Annotated in this window: 26 protein-coding genes and 1 pseudogene; 15 read left to right on the top strand and 12 right to left on the bottom strand. The window is 57.6% G+C overall.

Annotated features, from left to right (window positions below; all coding sequences use genetic code 11):
• From QK293_RS26525 to QK293_RS26515, 3 genes are all read left to right on the top strand, one after another.
• Window positions 1-219: DUF2388 domain-containing protein (locus QK293_RS26525; protein ID WP_282383084.1), on the top strand; the 219-nt coding region annotated here is incomplete at its 5' end.
• A 27-nt stretch (window positions 220-246) separates the two neighbouring features.
• Complete coding sequence (locus QK293_RS26520; protein WP_282383081.1) at window positions 247-567, top strand: DUF2388 domain-containing protein; 321 nt, start codon at window positions 247-249, stop codon at window positions 565-567.
• Window positions 564-2,525, top strand: a complete 1,962-nt coding sequence (locus QK293_RS26515) for a DUF4105 domain-containing protein (RefSeq protein ID WP_282383077.1) — start codon at window positions 564-566, stop codon at window positions 2,523-2,525. The genes QK293_RS26520 and QK293_RS26515 overlap by 4 nt, the downstream gene beginning before the upstream one ends.
• 153 nt (window positions 2,526-2,678) lie before the next feature.
• Here the strand turns inward: QK293_RS26515 and trpA are convergent, their stop codons facing one another.
• Both trpA and trpB read right to left on the bottom strand, forming a co-directional pair.
• Window positions 2,679-3,491, bottom strand: a complete 813-nt coding sequence (gene trpA / locus QK293_RS26510) for a tryptophan synthase subunit alpha (protein ID WP_282383075.1) — start codon at window positions 3,489-3,491, stop codon at window positions 2,679-2,681.
• Window positions 3,491-4,726, bottom strand: a complete 1,236-nt coding sequence (gene trpB / locus QK293_RS26505) for a tryptophan synthase subunit beta (RefSeq protein ID WP_282383072.1) — start codon at window positions 4,724-4,726, stop codon at window positions 3,491-3,493. Before trpB ends, trpA begins: the two co-directional genes overlap by 1 nt.
• Before the next feature lie 126 nt (window positions 4,727-4,852).
• On the opposite strand from trpB, the gene QK293_RS26500 reads away from it, so the two are divergent.
• Complete coding sequence (locus QK293_RS26500; protein WP_282383069.1) at window positions 4,853-5,746, top strand: LysR family transcriptional regulator; 894 nt, start codon at window positions 4,853-4,855, stop codon at window positions 5,744-5,746.
• On the opposite strand, the gene QK293_RS26495 is transcribed toward QK293_RS26500, so the two are convergent.
• The gene (locus QK293_RS26495) at window positions 5,743-6,069 is read right to left on the bottom strand and encodes a DUF883 family protein (RefSeq protein WP_090177306.1); all 327 of its coding nucleotides are present in this window, start codon (window positions 6,067-6,069) and stop codon (window positions 5,743-5,745) included. The genes QK293_RS26500 and QK293_RS26495 overlap by 4 nt on opposite strands.
• Window positions 6,070-6,224: 155 nt before the next feature.
• Here QK293_RS26495 and QK293_RS26490 point away from each other — a divergent pair, with 155 nt between their 5' ends.
• The gene (locus tag QK293_RS26490; RefSeq protein ID WP_282383060.1) at window positions 6,225-6,440 is read left to right on the top strand and encodes a dodecin; all 216 of its coding nucleotides are present in this window, start codon (window positions 6,225-6,227) and stop codon (window positions 6,438-6,440) included.
• Between the two features lie 122 nt (window positions 6,441-6,562).
• Window positions 6,563-6,787 (top strand): DUF1161 domain-containing protein, encoded by a 225-nt coding sequence (locus tag QK293_RS26485; RefSeq protein ID WP_282383057.1) that lies wholly within the window; start codon window positions 6,563-6,565, stop codon window positions 6,785-6,787.
• Between the two features lie 64 nt (window positions 6,788-6,851).
• Here QK293_RS26485 and QK293_RS26480 read toward each other — a convergent pair whose 3' ends face one another.
• Entirely contained in the window at window positions 6,852-7,853 is a 1,002-nt protein-coding gene (locus QK293_RS26480; protein WP_282383055.1) for an LLM class flavin-dependent oxidoreductase, read from the bottom strand.
• A gap of 242 nt (window positions 7,854-8,095) precedes the next feature.
• Between QK293_RS26480 and QK293_RS26475 the strand changes: the two genes are divergently transcribed.
• On the top strand, window positions 8,096-8,527 hold the full coding sequence (locus QK293_RS26475) for an OsmC family protein (RefSeq protein ID WP_282383054.1): 432 nt from the start codon (window positions 8,096-8,098) through the stop codon (window positions 8,525-8,527).
• Between the two features lie 157 nt (window positions 8,528-8,684).
• The gene (locus tag QK293_RS26470; RefSeq protein ID WP_282383052.1) at window positions 8,685-8,918 is read left to right on the top strand and encodes a DUF1161 domain-containing protein; all 234 of its coding nucleotides are present in this window, start codon (window positions 8,685-8,687) and stop codon (window positions 8,916-8,918) included.
• 6 nt (window positions 8,919-8,924) lie between these two features.
• Here QK293_RS26470 and QK293_RS26465 read toward each other — a convergent pair whose 3' ends face one another.
• Together QK293_RS26465 and QK293_RS26460 are read right to left on the bottom strand one after the other, a co-directional pair.
• Entirely contained in the window at window positions 8,925-9,347 is a 423-nt protein-coding gene (locus tag QK293_RS26465; protein ID WP_282383049.1) for a hypothetical protein, read from the bottom strand.
• 40 nt (window positions 9,348-9,387) lie between these two features.
• Window positions 9,388-9,810, bottom strand: a complete 423-nt coding sequence (locus QK293_RS26460; protein ID WP_282383046.1) for a hypothetical protein — start codon at window positions 9,808-9,810, stop codon at window positions 9,388-9,390.
• Between the two features lie 59 nt (window positions 9,811-9,869).
• Here QK293_RS26460 and QK293_RS26455 point away from each other — a divergent pair, with 59 nt between their 5' ends.
• The gene (locus QK293_RS26455) at window positions 9,870-10,946 is read left to right on the top strand and encodes an aminopeptidase (protein WP_282383044.1); all 1,077 of its coding nucleotides are present in this window, start codon (window positions 9,870-9,872) and stop codon (window positions 10,944-10,946) included.
• A gap of 70 nt (window positions 10,947-11,016) precedes the next feature.
• Here the strand turns inward: QK293_RS26455 and QK293_RS26450 are convergent, their stop codons facing one another.
• The 3 genes from QK293_RS26450 to QK293_RS26440 form a co-directional block, all read right to left on the bottom strand.
• Window positions 11,017-11,517, bottom strand: coding sequence for a transposase (locus tag QK293_RS26450; RefSeq protein ID WP_282383041.1), 501 nt, complete (start codon window positions 11,515-11,517; stop codon window positions 11,017-11,019).
• Window positions 11,518-11,638: 121 nt separating this feature from the next.
• On the bottom strand, window positions 11,639-12,289 hold the full coding sequence (locus QK293_RS26445; protein ID WP_282383038.1) for an HAD family hydrolase: 651 nt from the start codon (window positions 12,287-12,289) through the stop codon (window positions 11,639-11,641).
• Window positions 12,290-12,315: 26 nt separating this feature from the next.
• Window positions 12,316-12,861, bottom strand: a complete 546-nt coding sequence (locus QK293_RS26440) for a gamma carbonic anhydrase family protein (protein WP_282383035.1) — start codon at window positions 12,859-12,861, stop codon at window positions 12,316-12,318.
• A gap of 62 nt (window positions 12,862-12,923) precedes the next feature.
• Between QK293_RS26440 and prlC the strand changes: the two genes are divergently transcribed.
• From prlC to QK293_RS26425, 3 genes are all read left to right on the top strand, one after another.
• The gene (gene prlC / locus QK293_RS26435) at window positions 12,924-15,002 is read left to right on the top strand and encodes an oligopeptidase A (RefSeq protein WP_282383032.1); all 2,079 of its coding nucleotides are present in this window, start codon (window positions 12,924-12,926) and stop codon (window positions 15,000-15,002) included.
• Entirely contained in the window at window positions 14,999-15,286 is a 288-nt protein-coding gene (locus tag QK293_RS26430; RefSeq protein ID WP_059403677.1) for a YheV family putative zinc ribbon protein, read from the top strand. The genes prlC and QK293_RS26430 overlap by 4 nt, the downstream gene beginning before the upstream one ends.
• Window positions 15,287-15,400: 114 nt before the next feature.
• Entirely contained in the window at window positions 15,401-17,443 is a 2,043-nt protein-coding gene (locus QK293_RS26425) for a M3 family metallopeptidase (RefSeq protein ID WP_282383025.1), read from the top strand.
• Between the two features lie 9 nt (window positions 17,444-17,452).
• Here the strand turns inward: QK293_RS26425 and QK293_RS26420 are convergent.
• Together QK293_RS26420 and QK293_RS26415 are read right to left on the bottom strand one after the other, a co-directional pair.
• A pseudogene (locus QK293_RS26420) lies at window positions 17,453-18,102 on the bottom strand (tyrosine-protein phosphatase).
• A 296-nt stretch (window positions 18,103-18,398) separates the two neighbouring features.
• Window positions 18,399-18,704 (bottom strand): hypothetical protein, encoded by a 306-nt coding sequence (locus QK293_RS26415; RefSeq protein WP_282383023.1) that lies wholly within the window; start codon window positions 18,702-18,704, stop codon window positions 18,399-18,401.
• 240 nt (window positions 18,705-18,944) lie between these two features.
• Between QK293_RS26415 and QK293_RS26410 the strand changes: the two genes are divergently transcribed.
• Window positions 18,945-20,003: a PA0069 family radical SAM protein gene (locus tag QK293_RS26410; RefSeq protein WP_282383020.1), complete on the top strand. Its 1,059-nt coding sequence runs from the start codon at window positions 18,945-18,947 to the stop codon at window positions 20,001-20,003.
• Window positions 20,004-20,126: 123 nt separating this feature from the next.
• Here QK293_RS26410 and QK293_RS26405 read toward each other — a convergent pair whose 3' ends face one another.
• Window positions 20,127-20,711: a hypothetical protein gene (locus QK293_RS26405; RefSeq protein ID WP_282383018.1), complete on the bottom strand. Its 585-nt coding sequence runs from the start codon at window positions 20,709-20,711 to the stop codon at window positions 20,127-20,129.
• A gap of 411 nt (window positions 20,712-21,122) precedes the next feature.
• On the opposite strand from QK293_RS26405, the gene QK293_RS26400 reads away from it, so the two are divergent.
• Both QK293_RS26400 and QK293_RS26395 read left to right on the top strand, forming a co-directional pair.
• Window positions 21,123-21,854 carry a carbonic anhydrase gene (locus tag QK293_RS26400; protein WP_282383015.1) on the top strand — a complete coding sequence of 244 codons (732 nt, stop codon included), beginning with the start codon at window positions 21,123-21,125 and terminating at the stop codon, window positions 21,852-21,854.
• An 82-nt stretch (window positions 21,855-21,936) separates the two neighbouring features.
• Window positions 21,937-23,463, top strand: coding sequence for a SulP family inorganic anion transporter (locus tag QK293_RS26395; protein ID WP_282383013.1), 1,527 nt, complete (start codon window positions 21,937-21,939; stop codon window positions 23,461-23,463).
• Window positions 23,464-23,520 lie beyond the last annotated feature (57 nt).

The raw sequence follows: 23,520 nt of genomic DNA, 5'->3' as shown, positions 1-23,520 counted from the left end.
CTCGTCGGCGCTACGCGCCGACGATGCTTGAGCCTGTTTTTACACACTCTGGACCGTAAGCTGCTCCTCGCGGCACACGATGACGCTGCGGCGTTTATCGCCAGCAACGGCCAACTGCGAGGAGCACAACTGGAGTCCGCCCTGATTTATCTGCGCCGGACCCAGTCAAAACTTCATGCCAGCGACCTTGAACTGGCGCAGGCAATTCTCGTCCAATAGTTATCCTTGTTCTTACGGAGTCGCTCCATGCGTAACCCTCTGATTGCTGCCGCCCTTGGCCTGCTGTTATCGACCGGTGTGGCCCAGGCACACACCCTGGTCGCCACCAGTAACATCATCATCAACGCCACCCAACGCACGCTTGATTTCACTTCCGATACCACGACGTCCATCCGTGACTCGAAGATCGTTCGTGAAGCCCACGACGATGCAGCCAGTTTCGTCGCCAGCGATGGCGACATTCGTGGCGCGCACCTGGAGGCGGCCTTCAACACGCTGCGCACCCGCGTGCCGGAAGCGCGAGACGCCAGTGACCAGGTTCTCGCCGAAGCCATCCTCGCACTGTGAGGTCGCCAGGCGCCTGGCTGTTGGCCGGGGTCATGTTGCTGCTCGGCAATACGGCCCAGGCTGACTTGCAATTAAGGCTCAAGACCGACGGCCTGAGCCCCGCTCAACAGCAGGCCAGTCAGGCGTTGCTCGATGAAGCTATGCAGGCCCTGCCGCCACGGTTCATCGAGCAGCTCGACCGACGCATCGACGTCGGCTGGACCGATGACATGCCGAGCAACGCTTTCGGCCAGGCGTCGCTGGTGTCCGAGCTCGATCTGAACCGCAACTTGCTTGCCAGCCTCACTGACGGCAGCGCCGCGACCAAGAAGACCTATCGTCCCCATGGCACCGTGCGCCGCGAAATGCTGGCCACTGTGTTGCACGAACTCACCCACATCTATGACCGCTCGCGCCTGTGGCCGGACGCGGAGCGCACGCTGATTCAGCGTTGCACCCGGCGCAACAGCAGCTCGGGACTGGTGGGTATCCCGGATCAATGCCGCGGCCAATCAGCACGGCGTTTTACCCTCAGTGATGACCCGCGCCTGCTCGACCTCGCCGGCTGGCCGCAGTACGTTGGCCGCCGCGGCGAGCGCGAACAACATAACCGGCAAATTGCCCGTAGCCCGGACATTTACGAAACGAGCAGCCCCAAGGAATTTGTCGCGGTCAACATGGAGTATTTCCTCCTGGACCCGAGCTACGCCTGCCGTCGCCCTGCGCTGTACCGCTACTACAAAGACCATTTCGGCTGGGCGCCCGCCGCTAAAGACGCGTGTGGCAAAACCTTCTCCTTCCTCAATGCCGGCAACGATTTCGGCAAAACGCCACTGGGCAAGGTCGATCCGGAGCGGGTTTACGCCGTCGACTATCTGCTGGCTGAAGCCAACCAGAACTGGGTCAGCCGCTGGGGCCACAGCATGTTGCGGTTGGTGATCTGTGCACCCGGCCGGCCACGTGGGCCGGATTGCCGGCTCGATCTGGATCAGCATCTGGTGTTGTCCTACCGCGCCTTCGTCGGTGATGTACAGCTATCGAGTTGGGACGGACTGGTGGGCAAATACCCGTCGCGCCTGTTTGTCCTGCCGCTGGCCCAAGTGATCGACGAATACACCAAGACAGAACTGCGTAGCCTGGCTTCGGTGCCGCTGAACCTGTCGCGCAGCGAGATCGAAGACGTGGTGGAACACGCCGCCGAAATGCACTGGAGTTACGACGGCAACTACTTCTTCCTGTCCAATAACTGCGCGGTAGAGGGCCTGAAGTTACTGCGTAGCAGCACCAACAACACAAAACTGGTCGGGTTGGACAGCATCATGCCCAACGGTTTGCTGGAAGTGCTCAAGGGCCGCGGGCTGGCGGACACCAGCGTGCTGAATGATCCCCGCGAAGCGCTGCGTCTGGGCTATCGTTTCGACTCCTTCCGCGATCGTTATCAAGCGATGTTCGAAGTGCTGAAGAAGCACTTGCCGATCAAGCAGGAAAAGGTCGAAGACTGGCTCGCCTTAAAAGCTGAGGAGCGTCGGCAATGGATCGACCAAGCCGATTTGCGCACCAGCGCGGCATTACTGCTACTGGAGCAGGCCGCCTTCCGCCAACAATTGGTGTTGGCCCAGGACGAAGTTAAGCAGCGCTATCTGGGCGCTCGGGAATTGAAAAACGGCGGCATGGACAAAGCCAACGCGACCTTGCAGCAAATACTTGCCAACAGCGGATTCCTCAGCCGTCCGGCGGAGCTGCTTGGCACCGGGGGTTATGGATTGCCGCAGCCGAGTGAATGGCAGCGTCTCGAGTCGGAAAGCAGCCTGCGGCAGAAGCAGCTTCAGGCGCTGACAGGTGATCTGGACAAAGAGGTGAGAGCGCTGCTCGAACCGAGCCGTGCGGCCGAGATGGCCGCCAATGAAGCCAACCTGAAACAGGTCGGCGAGCATCTGAGGAAGTTGCACAAGGCGTCGGGCGGGTTGGAGTTGCCGTAAACAACAGGCTTCGCGGCTGATCCGCGAAGCCTTCAGCGCCTACAGGCTATTCAACAGCAAAAAGGGCTTCAGAACGTAGTCCTGAAGCCCTCGGTCTTGCTGTTTTAGTCTGTGCCGCGAGGCTCTAATTCCTCTGTATCAGGAAATTTACCTTCAGCTGACGCGGGCCTTACGCACGCCATCGGCCAGCGCCGCGCAAAGACTCAACACGCCATCGATAGCCTGATCCGGAGTCGACGCATTGGCGATGTGATCGATCAACGCCGAACCCACCACCACACCGTCCGCTAGGCGAGCGATGGATGCCGCTTGCTCCGGTGTGCGAATGCCGAAACCGATGCTGATCGGCAGATCGGTGTGGCGACGCAGACGGGCAACCGCTTCTTCAACGTGTTCCAGCGTGGCTGCGCCGGCACCGGTCACACCTGCCACGGACACGTAGTAGACGAAGCCGGAACTGCCATTCAAAACGGTCGGCAGGCGCACATCATCGGTCGTCGGGGTGGTCAGGCGGATGAAATCCAGGCCTGCTGCCTGAGCCGGATCGCACAGTTCGCCGTTATGCTCGGGCGGCAGGTCGACCACGATCAGGCCGTCAACACCCGCCTCTTTGGCATCCGCAATGAAACGCGGCACGCCGTACATGTGAATCGGGTTGAAGTAACCCATCAGCACCAGCGGCGTCTCGGTATTGCCTTCACGGAACTCGCGAACCATTTGCAGGGTTTTCGCCAGGTTCTGCTTGGCACCGAGAGCACGGATGTTGGCCAACTGGATTGCCGGGCCGTCGGCCATTGGATCGGTGAAGGGCATGCCCAACTCGATCACGTCGGCACCCGCGCCGGGCAAGCCTTTGAGGATCGCCAGAGAAGTGTCATAGCTCGGGTCGCCAGCGGTAACGAAGGTCACCAGGGCGGCACGATTCTGTTCCTTGAGTTCGGAAAATCGAGTTTGCAGGCGGCTCATCAGTGTTTCTCCTGCTTGGATTGCTCTTGCTGAGAGTGTTCCATGTGGTGCATCACGGTCTGCATGTCTTTGTCCCCGCGACCGGACAGGTTGACCACCATCAGGTGATCTTTTGGCAGGGTCGGTGCGCGTTTGAACACTTCGGCCAGGGCATGGGCGCTTTCCAGCGCAGGAATAATCCCTTCCAGGCGGCAGCATTTGTGGAACGCGTCGAGGGCTTCGTCGTCGGTTACCGAGGTGTACTGAACGCGGCCGATGTCATGCAACCAGGCGTGTTCCGGGCCGATGCCTGGATAGTCGAGGCCGGCAGAGATCGAGTGAGCATCGATGATCTGGCCATCGTCGTCCTGCAGCAAGAAGGTCCGGTTACCGTGCAGCACGCCCGGTACGCCACCGTTCAGGCTGGCTGCGTGCTTGCCGGTTTCGATGCCGTACCCGGCGGCTTCAACGCCAATGATCTCGACGCTTTTGTCGTCGAGGAACGGGTGGAACAGGCCCATGGCGTTGGAACCACCACCGATGCACGCCACCAGGCTGTCCGGCAGACGACCTTCCTGGGCTTGCAGTTGGGTACGGGTTTCTTTACCAATAACGGCCTGGAAGTCGCGAACCATGGCTGGATAAGGGTGCGGACCGGCCACAGTGCCGATCAGGTAGAAGGTGCTGTCGACGTTGGTCACCCAGTCACGCAGGGCTTCGTTCATCGCATCTTTCAGGGTACCGGTACCGGCCACGACCGGGATCACTTCGGCGCCCAGCAGCTTCATGCGGAATACGTTGGCTTGCTGACGTTCGATGTCAGTGGTGCCCATGTAGATCACGCAATCAAGGCCAAAACGTGCAGCTACAGTGGCAGTCGCCACGCCGTGCATACCAGCGCCGGTCTCGGCGATGATGCGTTTCTTGCCCATGCGCCGCGCCAGCAGGATCTGGCCGATGCAGTTGTTGATCTTGTGCGCACCGGTGTGATTCAGCTCTTCGCGCTTGAGGTAAATCTTCGCGCCGCCGCAGAACTCTGTCAGACGTTCGGCAAAGTACAACGGGCTTGGCCGACCCACATAGTCGCGCTGGAAGTAGGCCAATTCCTCTTTGAATGCAGGATCTTCCTTGGCCAATTCGTATTCCCGGGCCAGGTCGAGGATCAACGGCATCAGGGTTTCGGCGACGTAACGGCCGCCGAACGCGCCAAACAGGCCGTTGGCGTCGGGGCCGTTGCGCAGATTAGTCTGGGTCATGGGTCGCTCCGGTTGAATGCGTGGGATGATGCTTTTGAAGAGAGAGTGGGCTTAACTCTACCCCTGACGCCGCAGGCTGAAAACCGATAAGATCGCCGCAACCTGTCAGGAAAACTCACAAATCCAATGAGCCATGATCTTCCTCCGCTGAACGCCCTTCGGGCCTTCGAAGCGACTGCCCGCCTGAACAGCGTCAGCAAGGCCGCCGAACAGCTGCACGTCACCCATGGCGCGGTCAGCCGACAGCTCAAGGTATTGGAAGAACACCTCGGCGTGAGTCTGTTCATCAAGGATGGACGTGGCCTGAAACTCACAGATGCCGGCGTTCGTTTGCGCGATGCCAGCGGTGAGGCGTTCGAGCGCTTGCGGACTGTGTGTGCAGAGCTGACCCAAAGTACCGCCGATGCGCCGTTCGTACTGGGTTGTTCGGGCAGCTTGCTGGCACGCTGGTTTATTCCCAGGCTGGGACGCTTGAATACCGACCTTCCGGACCTGCGCCTGCACCTGTCGGCTGGTGAGGGTGATCTCGATCCACGGCGTCCGGGACTGGATGCCTTGCTGGTGTTTGCCGAGCCACCTTGGCCAGCGGACATGCAGGTGTATGAGTTGGCGAGCGAACGCATCGGCCCGGTCATGAGCCCGAGATTCGCGGGCTACGAACGCCTGCAAGACGCACCGCCCACAGCGCTGCTGAACGAGCCATTACTGCACACCACCTCACGCCCACAGGCCTGGCCTAGTTGGGCACAGCAAATAGGCCTCGACGCCAAGGCGTTGAAGTACGGTCAGGGTTTCGAGCATTTGTATTATTTGCTGGAGGCCGCAGTGGCCGGGCTGGGTGTGGCGATTGCCCCTGAACCGCTGGTGGCCGAGGACTTGAAGGCCGGTCGCCTGGTTGCGCCTTGGGGCTTCAGTGAAACCCCGGCGCAACTGGCGTTGTGGCTACCCCAGCGCGCCGCGGACGGGCGTGCTCGGCAACTGGCGCAGTGGCTCAAAAACGAACTGCGCCAGACGGATTAATCACCGCGTTTGCACAATAGGTAAGCCGCGAGCAGACCCAATGCACCGACGGCGACACCCGCTGTAGTCCAAGGGTGTTCCTGGGCGTAGTCCCGCGTGGCAATCCCGGTTTCACGGGTTTTAACTTTGACTTCTTCATACGCATCGCTGAGCAGGTGGCGCGAATGCTTTAGCGCGTTTTCGGCGTTACTTTTCAACGCTTTAAGGGTTTTACGCGACTCGTCCGAGGCGTCGTCCTTCAGGCTTTCCAAAGATTTCAGCAGACTCTCGATCTCGGCTTCCATGCTTTGCAATGAGGCTTTACGTAAAGAGGTGTTGGCCATGGTGGCTCTCCTGCATTGATTGAGTTGCGTGTGTTGGTTGGGACTTCAGGGGTTTGAGAAAGTGCAGTAAATCTGAACTTCAACTTCGGATTCGCCGACAGAAGTAATACGAAAAATCACTGCTAGGCTGTATTTCACACCCAGAGGAGAACGCCATGACTGACCATCACACCTACAAGAAAGTCGAATTGGTTGGCTCGTCCACCAGCAGCATTGAAGACGCCATCAACAACGCGCTGGCCGAAGCCAATAAAAGCATCAAGCACCTGGAATGGTTTGAAGTGACCGAAACCCGCGGGCACATCAAGGACGGCAAGGCTGCACACTTCCAGGTGACGCTCAAAGTCGGGTTCCGGATTGCCACTAGCTGAGTTTGAGCTAATCTTCGGAAATTGCGCGCTGGCCGAGCGCCATAGGGAATGGCAAAGCGCTACATATGTACATCCGGCTGATCGCTGGGTGCCCCTATTGATCCGACCAGGGAATGCGATCGATGAAGTATTTTATTTTGGCGGTAGGTTTGTTGAGTCTTACAGGAACAGCCCTGGCTCAGGGCAAGCCATGCGAAGAGCTGAAAGCCGATATCGCCGCGAAGCTGGATGCCAAAGGTATTTCCAATTATTCACTGGAAATCGTTGATAAAGGCACTGCTGCTGACGGGAAAGTCGTCGGCACCTGTGAAAAAGGCACCAAGCAAATCGTCTACAAGCAGGGCTGACCGCCCTCGAAAATGGGAAAGCCGACGCAATGACGTCGGCTTTTTTGTGCTCGCTATTTGAGTGTCAGCCCTTCATGACCTGCGCCAGCAGCTCATAGGAGTGCACACGATCGGCATGTTCGTACAGGTCGCAGGTGAAAATCAGCTCATCCGCCTGGGTCTGTTCGATCAGCACTTCCAGTTTGGCGCGGATTTTCTGCGGGCTGCCAACCATCGCCAGGCCAAGGAAATCGCCGACCGCCTCTTTCTCATGAGGCAGCCACAGGCCGTCCATGGTTTTTACCGGCGGACGTTGCACCAGGCTCTGGCCACGCATCAACGCCAGGATGCGCTGGTAGACCGAGGTCGCCAGATAATCTGCCTGCTCGTCGGTGTCAGCAGCCACCAACGGTACACCGAGCATCACGTAGGGTTTATCCAATACTGCTGAAGGCTTGAAGTGATTGCGGTAGACGCGAATGGCCTCATGCATTAAGCGCGGTGCGAAATGTGAGGCAAAGGCGTAAGGCAAACCGCGCTCGCCAGCCAGTTGTGCACTGAACAGGCTGGAGCCCAGCAGCCAGATCGGGACATGGGTGCCGGTGCCCGGCATTGCGATGATCCGCTGGTCCGGGGTGCGCGGACCGAGGTAGCGCATCAGTTCCGCCACGTCTTCCGGGAATTCGTCGGCGCTGCCGGAGCGTTCACGACGCAAGGCGCGGGCGGTCATCTGATCGGAACCGGGGGCACGACCCAGGCCCAGGTCGATCCGGCCCGGGTACAGACTTTCGAGCGTACCGAACTGCTCGGCGATCACCAGTGGCGCGTGGTTGGGCAACATCACGCCACCGGAACCGACACGAATAGTCGAAGTGCCGCCGGCCAGGTAGCCAAGCAATACCGAGGTCGCCGAACTGGCAATGCCGTCCATGTTGTGGTGTTCGGCAACCCAGAAACGGTTGTAGCCGAGCTTCTCGACGTGCTGCGCCAGGTCCAGGGAATTGCGCAGCGACTGGGCCGCGCTGCCGTTTTCCCGCACAGGCACCAGATCAAGGGTCGAGAACTTGATATCGGACAGTTGTTTCATAAGCCTGCTTCTCCAATTGAGGGCGCAGGTTTTTTCGTTACAAACGAAAACCTGCCGAATCTATAAGCGTGCTTCATGCAATGAGGGCATATACCCGAGTTTCAATAGCAGGGCCAAAATTCCTACGAAATAAGAGGATCGATCAGATCAAGTGAACTTTGCACCACCGTCTATCCTCAGAACCCTAGCAACCGAAAACCACGAAGGCGTGACGCTTCGCGCCGGATCTTGAGGAGGCAGACATGGCTATTACGAAGAAAGCATCGGCTCATTGGGAAGGTGACCTGAAAACCGGCATCGGCTCGATTTCCACGGAAACCGGTGTACTCAGAGAAGCACCCTACGGCTTCAAGGCACGTTTCGAAGGCGGCAAGGGCACCAATCCGGAAGAGCTGATCGGCGCGGCGCACGCGGGCTGCTTCTCCATGGCGTTTTCGATGATTCTCGGCGATGCCGGCCTCAAGGCTGACAGCATCGACACCAATGCCGAAGTCACTCTGGACCAGGTGGACGGCGGCTTTGCGATCACGGCGGTGAAATTGGTCCTCAAGGCGAAAATCCCTGGGGCGACTCAGGCGCAGTTCGAGGAGCTGAGCAATAAAGCCAAAGAGGGCTGCCCGGTTTCCAAAGTGCTGAATGCGAAAATCAGTCTGGATGCAACGCTGGTCAGCTGATAGCGGGTTGTCGCGCGCCCCGATAAAAGATCGCAGCCTCGGCGGGCTGCGTTCTTTTTTTGCCCTGAAACAAAACCTGGCTGGCGAGATTGTGGTCGAATAAATGACAGCAGCTAAAGCGCATTACCGTGCGCGCTGCCTCAAAGGAGCTTCAACCATGAAACGTTTTGCCTTGGCGATTATCTGTTGCGCGCTGGCCACATCGGCCCTGGCGGCACCGAAATCCTGTGAAGAACTCAAGTCCGAGATCGAAGCCAAGATCCAGGCCAATAACGTCTCGTCCTACACCCTGGAGATCGTCACCAATGATGAAGTGCACGATCAGAACATGGTCGTTGGTTCGTGCGAAAGCGGCACCAAGAAAATCATCTACCAGAAGAATGACCGCTGATTCACCTCACATGAGGCAATAGGACTCTCGGTCTTCAGCGACCACTTCACGCTTGGCGTTGTACAACCGGGCGCCGGGAGTGAACGCTATCGAACGGCCTTCCAGCACATAACGCTGGCCGGCTTCGAAATGATCGTAGTTGATGGTCAGGTAGCACAAGCGTTCCGTGGGAGCGCTCATCATGCCCATGCCCCCACCACCGGGCACTTCAAAGTCGAATCTGACGATCAGCTCATGGCTGCCAGGCGTGACCTGGAAAAAACGCCCGTCGCGCATTCGCTGATTGTCCAGTCGCTCCGCCATCAGCAACTTATCATTGGGGAATGGCGTCGAGAACTCGATCCAGGCCATCTGCGGATTCACCGCTGGTAACGGGCTCTGACAGCCAGCAACAATGCTTGCAGCAAGCAATAGCATTAACCTGCGCATGATGAATGTCCCGAGGATTGGTCATTCAGCATAGCGCCGATCAAGTGCGTTGGCAGCCTGCCGGTACACCCTGGCCGATCACTTTTCGCTGCTGATCATAGAGCTTTGCCCACGGCCGAAAACCGATATTCCCCGCCTGCAGTTGATACCGCTCGCCAGCGTTGAAGTCCTTGAATTTCACGTTCAACTGGCAGTCACGCCATAGCGGCTCGGCGTCGGGTCCGATGTTGGTTGGCGCGACCGGGAATTGATAACGAACCGTCAGCTCATGGCTACCCGGCTGAACCTCGAAATAGCGCTTGTCGGTGGAAGCCTTGTCATCGACTTCCAGCGCTTGCAGCGCGGTGTCTTCCTGCTTCGAATCCAGGTCGATCCACGCTTGAGTCGGATCATGGGAGGGTAATCCGAATCCAGCACAACCTGCCAGCATCAGCAGGCTTCCTGTCAGCATCAACGTGCGCATAGCGGAGCTCCAGTCAGGCGGGATAGTCTTGCGGGCAGACTCTCCAGGGATGATTCATTTTGATCAGGCCGCTTCCAAGCCTTGGGTTACTTGATCGCGTTTTACGCATTTTGTTTCCGGGTGTGTTGTTTTTGTTGCTCAACGGTTGCGCCAGCGTCAGCTATTACGGCCAATTGGCCAGTGGTCAGCTGCAATTGCTGCGGGCACGGGAGCCGGTTTCCAGAGTGATTGCCGATCCCGGTCGCGATCAGCTATTGCGTGCGCACCTGACTCAATCGCAAAAAGCCCGCACGTTCGCCAGCCAACAGCTGCATCTGCCGGATAACCAGAGTTACCGTTTGTACGCCGACATTGGCCGGCCGTTCGTCGTCTGGAATGTCTTCGCCACGCCGGAGTTTTCTCTGACGCCGCACAACCATTGCTTCCCGATCGCCGGTTGCGTCGCCTATCGCGGCTATTACAGTCAGAGCGCGGCTCGCGGTGAGGCAGCATTGCAACGACTGCAAGGTATGGACGTGTCGATCGGTGGCGTCGAGGCTTATTCGACGCTCGGCTGGTTCAACGATCCGATCATCAGTTCGATGATGGGCTGGGGCGACGAACGATTGGCCACGCTGATCTTCCATGAACTGGCGCATCAACGCTTTTATGTGAAAGACGACACCGAATTCAATGAGTCTTTTGCCACCTTCGTCGAACAGGAAGGCACCCGCCAATGGCGTGCATTCCGCGACCTGGCGCCAGACAGCGGCGCGCAGGTGCAGCAACGGGACCAGTTCATTCAATTGGTTCTGGATACCCGCACGCGACTTGAACGGCTGTACACCCTGCCCTTGGCCGCCGACCCGATGCGCCAGCGCAAAGCCGCCGAGTTCGAGCGATTGCGGGGTGAATACCGGCAGTTACGCGATAGCCAGTGGGCCGGGGACAAACGCTATGACGCGTGGATCAATGCGCCGATGAACAATGCCCGGCTGTTGCCATTTGGGCTGTACGACCAATGGGTGCCAGCGTTTGCGGCGTTGTTCAGTCAGGGGGGTGGGGATTGGGTGAAGTTTTATGCGGCAGTCGAGAAGCTCGGCGCGTTGCCGGTTGGTGAGCGCAAGGCGGCGCTGAAGTCATTGGCTGGATCGTAGACTTGCGGTGACAGGACGGGCCTCTTCGCGGGCAAGCCTCGCTCCTACGAAGGTTCATTACATCGTCGGATCACCCGTAGGAGCGAGGCTTGCCCGCGAAGGCGTTTCCAATGTCACAACCAAATCGATCCCACAATGGGTAATCCCCTACCCGCTCAACCAAACCTGCTCGCAACGGATTGGCGACGATGTATCGAGCAACTGCCTCTAGATCTTCCTCTTTGCGCAGGGCGCGGTCGTGATAACCGTGCTGCCAAACCGGACCTTGACGTCCAATCGAGCAATTGAGCGTCACCGCAATGCGTGATTTGGTCCGCGCCATCAACTTGGGCAGTTGAGTGTTCTGCAACTCGATCAGCCAATGAAAATGATCGGGCATAACGACCCAGGCTAACGACGTTGCAAACCCTTCTCGCTCAGCGGTTCTAAGGGCGTCTACTACCAATCGTCCACTCTTGAAGTCGCGGAATAACGGTTGCCGATTCAATACCACGGCAGTCAATAGGTAAATCTGCCCTGTCTCCGAATATCGCCCAGTACGTAATCGATGAGCATGTTTTAACTCCGACATTGATGATCCTCCTTGATCGTGGCCTCAGTCTTTGAGGCTAGGTCGATTAGATGGGATTGGAGTGATGACTTTTGCTCAGGATGTGTCTGGGCGGACGCCTTCGCGGGCAAGTCGGATTTGATCAGCGCTGCAAAAACGCCTGATGCATCTCTTCCAACGTCTCGAAGTGATAGGCCGGTGCTTCAGCGTTCAACTCTTCCCGACTGCCAAAACCGTAACCCACCGCCGCCGCATCCAGCCCGTTGCTGCGCGCACCGATCAAATCGTGCTTACGGTCGCCGATCATCAGGGTGTTGGTCGGGTCCAGGCCTTCTTCAGCCATCAGGTGAGCAATCAATTCGACTTTGTTGGTCCGGGTACCGTCCAGTTCGCTGCCGTAAATCATCTTGAAATGCTTGGAGAAGTCAAAGTGCCGGGCAATTTCCCGGGCAAAAATCCATGGCTTGGACGTGGCGATATACAGCTGTCGCCCTTGCCCGCTGAGTGTTTCCAGCAGCGGCGTGACGCCATCAAATACACGATTCTCGTACAGGCCGGTGACTTTGAAGCGTTCGCGATAGAAGTTCACCGCCTCCCAGGCCTTGGGTTCGTCGAAGTCGTAGAACTGCATGAACGCCTGCAACAACGGCGGGCCGATGAAGTGTTCGAGCTTGGTCAGGTCAGGTTCATCGATGCCCAGTTTGCTCAAGGCGAACTGGATCGAACGGGTGATGCCCTCGCGCGGGTCGGTCAGGGTGCCATCGAGGTCAAACAATACGGTTGGGTAATGCATGTTGAATCCTGAATAAGGGCGCAGGCTCAGAGCGGGTCGTAGCCTTCGGCCAGATGCAAATTCTTGAGCTTCACGTAATTCGCCGCGCTGTAGGTGAAAAAGGCTTTTTCCTTGTCAGTCAGCGGCCGGATCTGCTTCACCGGGCTGCCCACATAAAGGAAGCCGCTTTCCAGGCGTTTGCCCGGCGGCACCAGGCTGCCAGCGCCAATGATGACATCGTCGTCGACCACCGCACCGTCCATGACGATGCTGCCCATGCCGATCAGAATCCGATTGCCCACGGTGCAGCCGTGGAGCATGACCTTATGAGCAATGGTCACATCGTCGCCAATCAGCAAGGGAAAGCCATCGGGATTGAACGGCCCGGCATGGGTGATGTGCAGCACACAACCGTCCTGCACGCTGGTGCGCGCGCCAACACGGATGCGATGCATGTCGCCACGAATCACCGTCAGCGGCCAGACCGAGCTGTCTTCGCCGATTTCGACGTCGCCGATCACCACCGCCGAACCGTCGACAAAGGCGCCTTTGCCGAGCAGCGGCGTATGGTTCTGATACTTGCGAAGGGTCACGATAGGCTCTCTCTCTTTTGCTGATAGCTGCGGTGAGCGTCGATTGTAATTAAGATGGCGCAATGTTTCTTCCAGCCAAGGTGCCAACCGTGAGCGTGAACAACCCTCTTTTGCAGTCCTACGACCTGCCGCCGTTCTCGGCGATCCGTGCCGAACACGTGCAACCGGCCATCGAACAGATCCTGGCTGACAACCGCGCCGCCATTATCGAGATCCTCAAAACCCAGGGCAAACAACCGACCTGGGCCGGCCTGGTGCTGGCGATGGACGAGCTGAATGATCGACTGGGCGCGGCCTGGAGCCCGGTCAGCCACCTGAATGCCGTGTGCAACAACGCCGAACTGCGCGAAGCCTACGAATCCTGCCTGCCAGCCTTGAGCGCCTACTCCACAGAACTGGGGCAGAACCGCGAACTGTTTGAAGCGTTCGAAGCACTGGCCAACAGTCCCGAAGCTGCCGGTTTCGACGTGGCGCAGAAAACTATCCTCGAACACTCACTGCGCGACTTCCGTCTGTCGGGTATCGACCTACCTGCGCCAGAGCAAAAGCGTTACGCCGAAGTGCAGAGCAAACTCTCGGAGCTGGGCAGCCGCTTCTCCAACCAATTGCTCGACGCGACTCAAGCCTGGACCAAGCACGTTACCGACGAAGCTGCCCTCGCCGGCCTGACCGATTCGGCCAAGGCGCAAATGGCCGCCGCGGCCCAGGCCAAAGGTCTGGAAGGCTTCCTGATCACCCTGGAATTCCCGAGCTACTACGCGGTGATGACCTACGCCCACGCCCGTGACCTGCGCGAAGAAGTCTACGCCGCCTACTGCACCCGTGCGTCGGACCAAGGCCCGAATGCCGGTCAGAACGATAACAGCCCGGTCATGGAAGAAATCCTCGACCTGCGTCAGGAACTGGCCAGGCTGCTCGGTTTCACCAGCTTCTCGGAGCTGAGCCTGGCGACCAAAATGGCCGAATCGAGCGATCAGGTACTCAGTTTCCTGCGCGATCTGGCCAAGCGCAGCAAGCCGTTCGCCGCCCAGGACCTGGAACAGCTCAAAGCCTACGCCGCCGAACAAGGCTGCCCGGACCTGCAAAGTTGGGACAGCGGTTTCTACGGCGAAAAACTTCGCGAGCAGCGCTACAGCGTCGCCCAGGAAGCCCTTCGCGCTTACTTCCCGATCGACAAAGTGCTGGGCGGTCTGTTCGCTATCGTCCAGCGTCTGTACGGCATCGAAATCGCCGAGCAGAAAGGCTTCGACACTTGGCACCCGGATGTTCGCCTGTTCGAAATCAAGGAAAACGGCCGGCATGTCGGTCGCTTCTTCTTCGACCTCTACGCCCGCGCCAACAAGCGCGGCGGTGCCTGGATGGACGGCGCCCGCGACCATCGCCGCACGGCTGAAGGCGTACTGCAGAGCCCGGTGGCGAACCTGGTGTGCAACTTCACCCCGGCCGACAGCGGCAAGCCAGCCCTGCTGACCCACGACGAAGTCACCACCCTGTTCCACGAATTTGGCCATGGCCTGCATCACCTGCTGACCCGCGTCGAACACGCCGGCGTGTCCGGCATCAACGGCGTGGCCTGGGACGCGGTCGAGTTGCCAAGCCAGTTCATGGAAAACTGGTGCTGGGAGCCGGAAGGTCTGGCGCTGATCTCCGGTCACTACGAAACCGGCGAACCACTGCCTCAGGACTTGCTGGAGAAGATGCTCGCGGCGAAGAACTTCCAGTCCGGCCTGATGATGGTTCGCCAATTGGAATTCTCGTTGTTCGACTTCGAATTGCATGCAACTCACGGCGACGGTCGCAGCGTGCTGCAAGTACTCGAAGGTGTGCGTGACGAGGTCTCGGTCATGCGTCCACCGGCCTACAACCGTTTCCCTAACAGCTTCGCCCACATCTTCGCCGGCGGTTACGCGGCGGGTTACTACAGCTACAAATGGGCTGAAGTGCTGTCGGCCGATGCTTTCTCGAAGTTCGAAGAAGACGGCGTCCTCAACGCCGACACGGGTCGCGCATTCCGTGAAGCGATCCTGGCGCGCGGTGGTTCCCAGGAGCCGATGGTGCTGTTCATCGACTTCCGGGGACGCCCGCCGTCGATTGACGCACTCTTGCGCCATAGCGGCCTGAGTGAGGTTGCAGCAGCATGAGTGAGGGGCCTGTGATTACCAAAAGACGCTTTATCGCCGGGGCGGTCTGCCCGGCCTGCAGCGAGCCGGACAAATTGATGATGTGGAACGAAGACGAAGTCCCGCACCGCGAGTGCGTGGCCTGCGGTTATTCGGACACGCTGAATGAACAAGGCCTTTCAGTGCCCAAGGAATTGGGTACGCGGGTCAACACCTCGGCGCTGAAGGTGCCGGACGCCAAGGTTCAGGCCGTGCAGTTTTTTCCGAACCCGAAGCTGAAGAAAAAGCCTGACGAGCAACACTGAGTCAACACCACCTTCCACTCCTGAACAGATTGGAAGGTGGTATCTATCTACCACCTTTGCCCTGCGCTTCCTTTATAGGCTGACCGAAACCAGCCTCTACTCAAGGAAGACGCCATGCCCAACACCAATCCGCTTTTGCAGGCCTGGGATCTGCCACCTTATTCGGCGCTTCGCGCCGAGCATCTTGTGCCGGCCATCGACACCATCATTGCTGACAACCGTCAGGCCATAGTTGAAATCATCGCCTCCCAATCCGCATTCCCGACCTGGGATGACCTAGTGATTGCGGTCGATGAAACCGACGCGCGTCTGGCTGAGGCCATGGGCGTCATCGAAACCCTGGGCATGGTGGAACACAACGGCAACGCCTGGGACTTGGCGAGCGCCATGTGTGTCGATGCCGTGGCGCGGTACAAGACTGAAAAGATGAGCAATCAAACGCTGTTCCGAGCGTACCAATGTCTGGCGCAAAGCCCGATTGCCCGAAGTTTCGATGAGTCCCGCAAAGCGGTGCTGACCAAGATTCTGCGCAGGTTCCACTTGTCGGGAATCCACTTGCCCTCCGAGCAACAGCAGAAGCTTGCTCGCCTGAATCTGCACATCAGCCTGCTCGAAAGCCTGTTTCTAAGCCATTTGGAAGACGCCACTGCGGCCTGGACCAAACGCATTGATGACGTTACGCAACTCAACGGTTTATCCCAGGCAACAAAGGAACGTCTGGCGCTCAACGCGCAGCAGGCAGGACATGAGGGCTGGCTGATTCGCCTGGAGCAGGACACCTACAATCGGGTGATGAGCTATGCCGAAAATCGAGCGCTGCGCGAAGAATACTTTGTTGCGTACACCACGCGAGCGTCCGATCAAGGCCCGCACGCCGGGCAATTCGATAATGGCCCCGTACTGGAGTTGCTGTTGTCCCAGCGTCACAAAAAAGCCGGATTGCTCGGGTATGAAAATTTCGCACAACTCAGCCTGGTGACGAAAATGGCGGAATCAACCGCGCAAGTCAGCGGATTCCTGCGGCGACAAGTAACGCTGGCAACGCCGGATGTCGAGAAGGACGCACAGGAACTCAAGGCGTTTGCCCTCGAACGGGGCATTGCTGAGATTCAACCGTGGGACCGCGAGTTTCTTATCGAGCAATTACGTCAGCACCGCCTCGGTGGCGCCCTGAAAAACCTGCGGGCCTTTTTTCCACTGGACGGAACGTTGCACCGACTGTGCCTGTTCAGCGAGCGCATCTTCGGCATACAGATCGTCGAGCAGAAAACATTCAGCCGCTGGCATGACAGCGTGCGTCTGTTTGAAATCAGCGAGCATGGGCAGGTGATCGGACATGTTTACCTTGATCCTTTCCACCGAGAGGAGGCAGCGGACTACGCCTGGACCGCCGCGCGCCGCAATCGGCGAGTAAGCGCCGAAGGTCAATTGACGCTGCCCATCGCCGTTCTTCACGGCAACTTCACACCTGGAAACGCCGATCATCCTTGCCTCCTCGCGCACTTGGACCTGCGTGTACTGTTCCATGAGTTTGGTCATTGCTTGCAGCATATTCTGACGCGTTCGCCTCACTACACCCTTTCCGGCATTTCTGAACTGGGACGCGATACAGCAGAGTTCACCGGGCAGTTGTTCGAACGTTGGTGCCTGTCACAGGAGTTTCTGCTGTGGCTGGCCGCCCATCATCAGACCGGTGAGCGCTTGACCGAGGAGCGAGTCGAGGTGGCGCTGACCGCCATTCAAACCCAGAACAGCTGGCAAACCGCGCAGTGGCTGACGGGCGCCTTGTTCGACTTCGAATTGCACCGCTGCCAGGGCGATGGACGCAGCGTTCAGCAAATTTTTGAAGACGTACAGCGGGAGGTTCCCCACTTGCAATGGCCGTCCTACTGCCGGTTCGCAAACAGCTTTGACTACATGGTGACCGGTTACGCAGCCTCCGTTTACGCCTACACGTGGTCAGGCGTATTGGCTAACGAAGCTTTCAAGCGCTTTCGCCAAGACTGGGTCTTCAATGCGAAAACAGGGCGAGCCTTTCGCGAGGCGTTTTTTTCTCCGGGCGATTCGCGCTCCTTGCTCACCGCCCTGGAAGCGTTTCTTGAACCACCGATCGCCGAAGATCTTTTCGAGCTTTCGTCAGAGGCCGTTGCCCGCTGACGCAGCGGTTTACTCGACATGGGCCGATTTGAACCAACTCTTCATCGAACAGCTGGCGAACGGACTTGTGCTGCAATCGCCGTCGGCCAGCGCGGTGCGAAGCTTGTCGACATCGGCCTGCATCATGTAACGGACGCCGTCCTTGAAATGGGTGCTGTCACCAAAGCCACCCTGGGTCATTTCGTTCATGGCGTCTTCCTTGCTCCAGCCTTGCACCACGACCCGGTACATGGCCGCCATCAGGCCAGTGCGGTCCGAACCATGCTTGCAGTGCATCAGCACCGGTCCCATGGCTTCGGCAGTCTGGATCGCACGAAGAACCTTGAGTACCTCCGCATCATCCACATGGTTGGTGCGGTAGGGCAGATGTACCTGTGCGATACCTGGCGTCGACAACCAGCTTGAATCCGACTCGGGCAGGAAAGTGATCACCGTCCCGACCTTGAGTTTTTCCAGTAACGGCACCACGCCTCGGTCGGGCAATGCACTGCACTGCGATAGAGCGTCGGGGACATTCGGAAGAGGTTGTATTGCACCTCGACCGATTGAGCCCACTCCGCAGGTCGGGACAAGGCACTGTCGTCGGCGACGGCCCGAGTGAGGTTCAAAAGTGCGGCCAGCGATAAGCAGATCGCTGGGATACAACGCGGTAGAGACATGCTCGAGGCGACCGTTCAGGAAGAGGCGGGAAGATGACACCCAGCTTCAACCCTGAGCGGTCAAAGGCCTGTGAGCCGTCTGTCAAAGAATCGTGAATCAGCCGATCGCTTTCGTCGCTAAGCCGAAGTTTTTTAACTGAATGCGTCTCCGTAGAATCTGGAGAGGTTGCCAAGTTACGTAAAAGTGACATGAGAATAACTTCAAGCGACGACCGTGTACAACTAACCAAGCACCAATAAGAGAACAACTGAAATTAAACCTGCCTGAAGTTTCACGCAGGTTTAATTAGCAACGCTTACGGGTTTACGATGCTGGAGTAAGCCGTGGCCAGGGCCAGTAATTTGGCCTTGTCATCACCGTCGATATCACGATCACCATCTACATCACTGCTAATCGTGCCGATGCTGAAGGAGCGGCCTCCATCGCTGGAGACTGCCGTTACATAGACCGAGTCGACCAGTGCATCGGTTTCCATCTGATTAACCGCGTCCCAAGTCGACTCTTTACGAGCAAGCTGCATCGAAACCTGCGCTTCCCGTGGGTTGGTAATGCTCGGAGCCAATAGTTGCAAAAAAATACCGCGCAGATTGAAAAACGACATTAATTAAATCCATTTATTTATTGATAATAACGACAACTTCGTGCGGCATGAATAGTACTGACAGTTTATATAAAAACGCTACTCGCTATATGTTTCTCATGATGACTAAACGAAGATCCAGATAACAACTTCGTTCTTAAATGAGTTAACTAAAAAGCAAACATCAAGCTGCCGAACGGCACTGGCCTATCATCAGTCACTCAGATACTGTATGAACATACAGCTAACGGAAGCCCATCGATGAACACGCCTCTGCCACCTCGCGGTCGCGGCACCGCCACCAACCCGCACAACCGCTTCGCGCCGAATCGCTCGGTGGCCGAGGATGACGGCTGGTATCAGGAAGCGCCGATCACCCAAGGCACCGAGGTGCGCATCGAAACGGCGAAAACCATCATTACTCGTAACAACTCCCCGGACTTGCCCTTCGATCGCTCGATCAATCCTTATCGCGGCTGCGAGCACGGTTGCATCTATTGCTACGCGCGGCCCAGCCACGCTTATTGGGACATGTCGCCAGGGTTGGATTTCGAAACCAAACTGATCGCCAAGACCAACGCCGCCGATGTGCTGGAAGAACAACTGTCCAAGCGCGGCTATCAATGCGCGCCGATCAATCTGGGCTCCAACACGGACCCTTATCAGCCGATCGAACGCGAACACAAAATCACCCGCAAGACGCTTGAAGTGCTGCTGCGCTTTCGCCATCCCGTGACCATCATTACCAAGGGCTCGCTGATTCTTCGGGATCTGGACCTGCTGGCCGAGCTCGCCGAGCAGAGGCTGGTGGCGGTGATGATCAGCCTCACTACTTTGGACGATGAACTCAAACGCATTCTCGAACCGCGTGCGGCGGCGCCGAAAGCCCGGTTGCGAGCGATCCGCGTGATGCGTGAAGCCGGAATCCCGGTGGGTGTGCTGTGTTCGCCGATGATTCCGATGATCAACGACAGCGAACTGGAGGGCCTGCTCGCCGAGGCCCACGCCGCTGGCGCACAAAGTGCGGCCTACATGATGTTGCGTCTGCCACTCGAAGTGGCGCCTTTGTTCGAAGAATGGCTGGGCGCCCATTATCCTCAACGTGCCGCGCATGTACTGAGCTTGATCCGACAAAGCCGTGGCGGGGAACTCTACGACAGTCGGTTTGGCGCGCGGATGCGCGGTGAAGGGCCGTTTGCCGATCTGTTGGCGCAACGCTTCGGCAAAACCATCAAACGCCTGGGGCTCAATCACCGCGAAGGTTTTAGTCTGGACTGCGCTGCTTTTTGTCCACCCGGAGCACAGATGTCGTTACTGTAAAATGCGCATTGACTTAGCCGAAAAAACCGTCTGCTGAAGTGATCTTCATCAGACGGTTTAAAGGGGATGTTTGTTACTCACGTTGGTTGGCTTTCGAGCCACAGCGCCAACGTTCAACCCGTGTTACTTGAACCAGCCACCAATCCAGTTGGCAAGACGATTGAAAACGGTTTTGATATTTTCAATAGCATTTTTTACCCACTCTACAAATTTCTCAACGATGTTGCTGATCCAAAAATAAACTTCGTTGTACAGCTTGGTGAAAAACTCCATGATCTTATCCGATAGAGACAGAATAACATCCTGAGTCGCTGGATACTTCTCACCGACCTCGATTGCTTTATCGTACATATCATCAATCATTTTATTCGAAGAATCCTTCTGCGCTTTGCGCTTCTGCTCCATACGCTTCCTGAACTCATCGGACGCTACTTCGCCGCCGCCACTCTCCTTGTATTGCTCGGTATCAGACGCAATCTGCTCCTGAATACCAGTGGTGCTAACCGTTGCAACCTCTTGCGAGGTAACTTTAACACCCTCGACAGCGGCAGCCTCTTCAGGCGTCAGCGCAGTCTGGATAGTCGACAAAGTTGCATAGGATGGTTTAACCAACGCTTGGCGACGGGCACCCGGAGTGTGGTCACACTGGTTTTTATGGTAGGTGCGCAGTGCGTTCATGGTCGTAACAAATGAAGTTTCAATCGTCATATCTTCTTTCCTTGAAATTAATTAAAGAGCTCAACCTGGCTCACCTCAACACTAACAAACTTTAACGTTCATACAACTAGTTAGTTGTTTCAAATAAATAATAATTCCTTTCAAGCAACAACATGTTCTGCCGCACCACGCTAATTAACATCTAAAGTTTTATTAAATAAAACGCCAGGAATACGCAGATAAATGTAGCCACGTGGCGCTGCATCCAAAAAGCTCAACTCACCAGTGAAACCATTGTCCTAGAGCCTCCGATTCAGTTTCAGTTAAGTTTCGGACGTTACCTTGCATCTCGAGTGACCCAGCGGTCACGCAGTGAAAAACTGAGTATTCTGTAATCAACTGCTGGCCTAAAACGGGTGACCACGGGAAAATCCCCTCACCCCCCGCCAAAGAGGATGAATCATGAGTGACAAGGATAAACAGCCGTTGGCTGCGTCGGCTTCAGCCCAACCCGAGGCGGAAACCGCCGATGCAGCGCTGAAGCATATCGTTGACGGCTTTTTGCATTTTCATCACGAGGTTTTTCCACAGCAGGAAGAACTCTTCAAAAAACTCGCCACGGCCCAGAGCCCCAGAGCGATGTTCATCGCCTGCGCCGATTCGCGCATCGTTCCTGAACTGATCACCCAAAGCGCCCCCGGCGACCTGTTCGTGACCCGTAACGTCGGCAACGTTGTGCCGCCTTATGGGCAAATGAACGGTGGTGTTTCCACGGCAATCGAATACGCAGTATTGGCCCTCGGCGTGCAGCACATCATCATCTGCGGGCACTCCGACTGTGGCGCGATGCGCGCAGTGCTCAACCCGCAAAGCCTGGAAAAGATGCCGACGGTCAAAGCCTGGTTGCGTCATGCCGAAGTGGCAAAAACCATGGTCCAGGAAAACTGCCATTGCGCTGACGAAAACGAAAGCATGCACGTCCTCACCGAGGAAAATGTGATCGCCCAGCTGCAGCATTTGCGCACGCACCCGTCGGTCGCCTCGCGCATGGCCAATGGTCAGCTGTTTATCCATGGTTGGATCTACAACATCGAAACCAGCGAAATCAAAGCTTACGACGCGGACAAGGGGTGTTTCCTGCCGCTCGATGGCAGCCATCCGATTCCGGTGGCGACGCCCAAAGCGCGCTTCTAAAAATCCCTGTGTGGGTTAGCCGAGGCTGCTGATCAAGCAGCCTGGCTTCGCCACGCCTGAAGAAAACTTCGGGAGAGTCACCATGCGTGCTGCTCAACTTAAAGCTGTACTGCCACGGGAGCTGCTGGCGTCCGTGGTTGTGTTTCTCGTCGCCCTGCCCTTGTGCATGGGCATCGCCATCGCCTCGGGACTGCCGCCGTCCAAAGGTTTGATCACAGGGATCATCGGTGGCTTGGTGGTGGGCTGGATTGCCGGTTCGCCACTGCAAGTCAGCGGCCCTGCGGCCGGTTTGGCTGTTCTGGTGTTCGAACTGGTGCGCCAGCATGGTATCGCCATGCTCGGGCCAATCCTGCTGCTGGCCGGTTTTCTGCAGTTGGTGGCCGGACGCTTGAAACTGGGCTGCTGGTTTCGGGTCACGGCGCCTGCGGTGGTGTACGGAATGCTCGCCGGGATTGGCGTGTTGATCGTGTTGTCACAGGTGCATGTGATGCTCGACGCCGTGCCCAAGCCCTCGGGGCTGGATAATCTGGCAGCCTTCCCGGCGGCGGTCGTCCAGGCCTTGCCCTCCTTTGGCTGGCAAGCCGGGTTGCTCGGGCTCTCGACGATTGCAGTGATGTGGCTGTGGGAAAAATTCCGCCCTCACTCCCTGCGTTTCATTCCCGGTGCACTCCTCGGCGTAGGTCTGGCGACTGTCACCAGCCTGGTACTCGCCTTGCAGGTTAAACGAGTGGAGGTCCCGGCCAACCTGGCGGAAGCCATCGACTGGCTGAAACCCGCCGACTTGCTCAATCTGGCTGACCCGACCTTGCTGATTGCGGCGTTTGCCGTGGCGTTTATCGCCAGCGCCGAAACCCTGCTCTCGGCCGCTGCGGTAGACCGCATGCACAGCGGCCAGCGTTCGGACTTCGATCGCGAACTGTCAGCTCAAGGTGTCGGCAACATGCTCTGCGGTTTACTCGGCGCGCTGCCGATGACCGGCGTGATCGTGCGCAGTTCGGCCAACGTCCAGGCCGGCGCCACCACGCGACTGTCGACGATCTTCCATGGCCTGTGGCTACTGGCTTTCGTGTTGCTGCTGTCCAGCGTGCTGCAAAGCATTCCGGTGGCGAGCCTGGCGGGTGTGCTGGTTTACACCGGTTTCAAACTGGTCGACCTCAAGGCCTTTCGCGGCCTCGGCCGTTATGGCCGGATGCCGATGTTTACTTACGCGGCGACCGCTCTGGCAATCATCTTCACCGACCTGCTGACCGGCGTGCTGATCGGCTTCGGTCTGACCCTGGCCAAACTGGCCTGGAAGGCTTCGCGGCTGAAAATCAGCCTGATCGACCTGCCCAAGGACGGCGAGATGGAACTGCGATTGATGGGTGCAGCTACTTTCCTCAAAGTCCCGGCGCTGACTCAAGTGCTGGGGACTATTCCACCGGGCGCGACGGTGCATGTGCCGCTCAATAACCTGAGCTACATCGATCACTCGTGTTTGGAGTTGCTGGAGGAATGGGGTCGGGCCAATGCGGCGAAGGGTTCGAAGCTGTTGATTGAAGCGCGGGGGTTGAAGCGCAGGTTGGAAGGGCGCTTACGAACCACGACGGGCGTCGGTTCCGCCGGATAGATAACCTGTAGATACTCTGTTCACGGTCAAGCTTTCGCGAGATGTTTTTCGCTAAAA

This window comes from Pseudomonas sp. AL03 (genome assembly GCF_029960815.1).
Classification (GTDB): Bacteria; Pseudomonadota; Gammaproteobacteria; order Pseudomonadales; family Pseudomonadaceae; genus Aquipseudomonas.
Note: the sequence above shows the minus strand (reverse complement) of the source record. Positions and strands in the feature narration are given on the sequence as shown.

What these genes read in the sequence shown, in the direction of transcription:
- prlC (WP_282383032.1), top strand. Translation starts at nt 12,924, where the DNA reads ATGTTTCTTCCAGCCAAGGTGCCAACCGTGAGCGTGAACAACCCTCTT.
- QK293_RS26460 (WP_282383046.1), bottom strand. Translation starts at nt 9,810, where the DNA reads ATGCGCACGTTGATGCTGACAGGAAGCCTGCTGATGCTGGCAGGTTGT.
- QK293_RS26500 (WP_282383069.1), top strand. Translation starts at nt 4,853, where the DNA reads ATGAGCCATGATCTTCCTCCGCTGAACGCCCTTCGGGCCTTCGAAGCG.
- QK293_RS26520 (WP_282383081.1), top strand. Translation starts at nt 247, where the DNA reads ATGCGTAACCCTCTGATTGCTGCCGCCCTTGGCCTGCTGTTATCGACC.
- QK293_RS26395 (WP_282383013.1), top strand. Translation starts at nt 21,937, where the DNA reads ATGCGTGCTGCTCAACTTAAAGCTGTACTGCCACGGGAGCTGCTGGCG.
- QK293_RS26415 (WP_282383023.1), bottom strand. Translation starts at nt 18,704, where the DNA reads ATGTCGTTTTTCAATCTGCGCGGTATTTTTTTGCAACTATTGGCTCCG.
- QK293_RS26400 (WP_282383015.1), top strand. Translation starts at nt 21,123, where the DNA reads ATGAGTGACAAGGATAAACAGCCGTTGGCTGCGTCGGCTTCAGCCCAA.
- QK293_RS26495 (WP_090177306.1), bottom strand. Translation starts at nt 6,069, where the DNA reads ATGGCCAACACCTCTTTACGTAAAGCCTCATTGCAAAGCATGGAAGCC.
- QK293_RS26405 (WP_282383018.1), bottom strand. Translation starts at nt 20,711, where the DNA reads ATGACGATTGAAACTTCATTTGTTACGACCATGAACGCACTGCGCACC.
- QK293_RS26470 (WP_282383052.1), top strand. Translation starts at nt 8,685, where the DNA reads ATGAAACGTTTTGCCTTGGCGATTATCTGTTGCGCGCTGGCCACATCG.
- QK293_RS26425 (WP_282383025.1), top strand. Translation starts at nt 15,401, where the DNA reads ATGCCCAACACCAATCCGCTTTTGCAGGCCTGGGATCTGCCACCTTAT.
- QK293_RS26430 (WP_059403677.1), top strand. Translation starts at nt 14,999, where the DNA reads ATGAGTGAGGGGCCTGTGATTACCAAAAGACGCTTTATCGCCGGGGCG.
- QK293_RS26465 (WP_282383049.1), bottom strand. Translation starts at nt 9,347, where the DNA reads ATGCGCAGGTTAATGCTATTGCTTGCTGCAAGCATTGTTGCTGGCTGT.
- trpB (WP_282383072.1), bottom strand. Translation starts at nt 4,726, where the DNA reads ATGACCCAGACTAATCTGCGCAACGGCCCCGACGCCAACGGCCTGTTT.
- QK293_RS26445 (WP_282383038.1), bottom strand. Translation starts at nt 12,289, where the DNA reads ATGCATTACCCAACCGTATTGTTTGACCTCGATGGCACCCTGACCGAC.
- trpA (WP_282383075.1), bottom strand. Translation starts at nt 3,491, where the DNA reads ATGAGCCGCCTGCAAACTCGATTTTCCGAACTCAAGGAACAGAATCGT.
- QK293_RS26410 (WP_282383020.1), top strand. Translation starts at nt 18,945, where the DNA reads ATGAACACGCCTCTGCCACCTCGCGGTCGCGGCACCGCCACCAACCCG.
- QK293_RS26450 (WP_282383041.1), bottom strand. Translation starts at nt 11,517, where the DNA reads ATGTCGGAGTTAAAACATGCTCATCGATTACGTACTGGGCGATATTCG.
- QK293_RS26485 (WP_282383057.1), top strand. Translation starts at nt 6,563, where the DNA reads ATGAAGTATTTTATTTTGGCGGTAGGTTTGTTGAGTCTTACAGGAACA.
- QK293_RS26475 (WP_282383054.1), top strand. Translation starts at nt 8,096, where the DNA reads ATGGCTATTACGAAGAAAGCATCGGCTCATTGGGAAGGTGACCTGAAA.
- QK293_RS26490 (WP_282383060.1), top strand. Translation starts at nt 6,225, where the DNA reads ATGACTGACCATCACACCTACAAGAAAGTCGAATTGGTTGGCTCGTCC.
- QK293_RS26480 (WP_282383055.1), bottom strand. Translation starts at nt 7,853, where the DNA reads ATGAAACAACTGTCCGATATCAAGTTCTCGACCCTTGATCTGGTGCCT.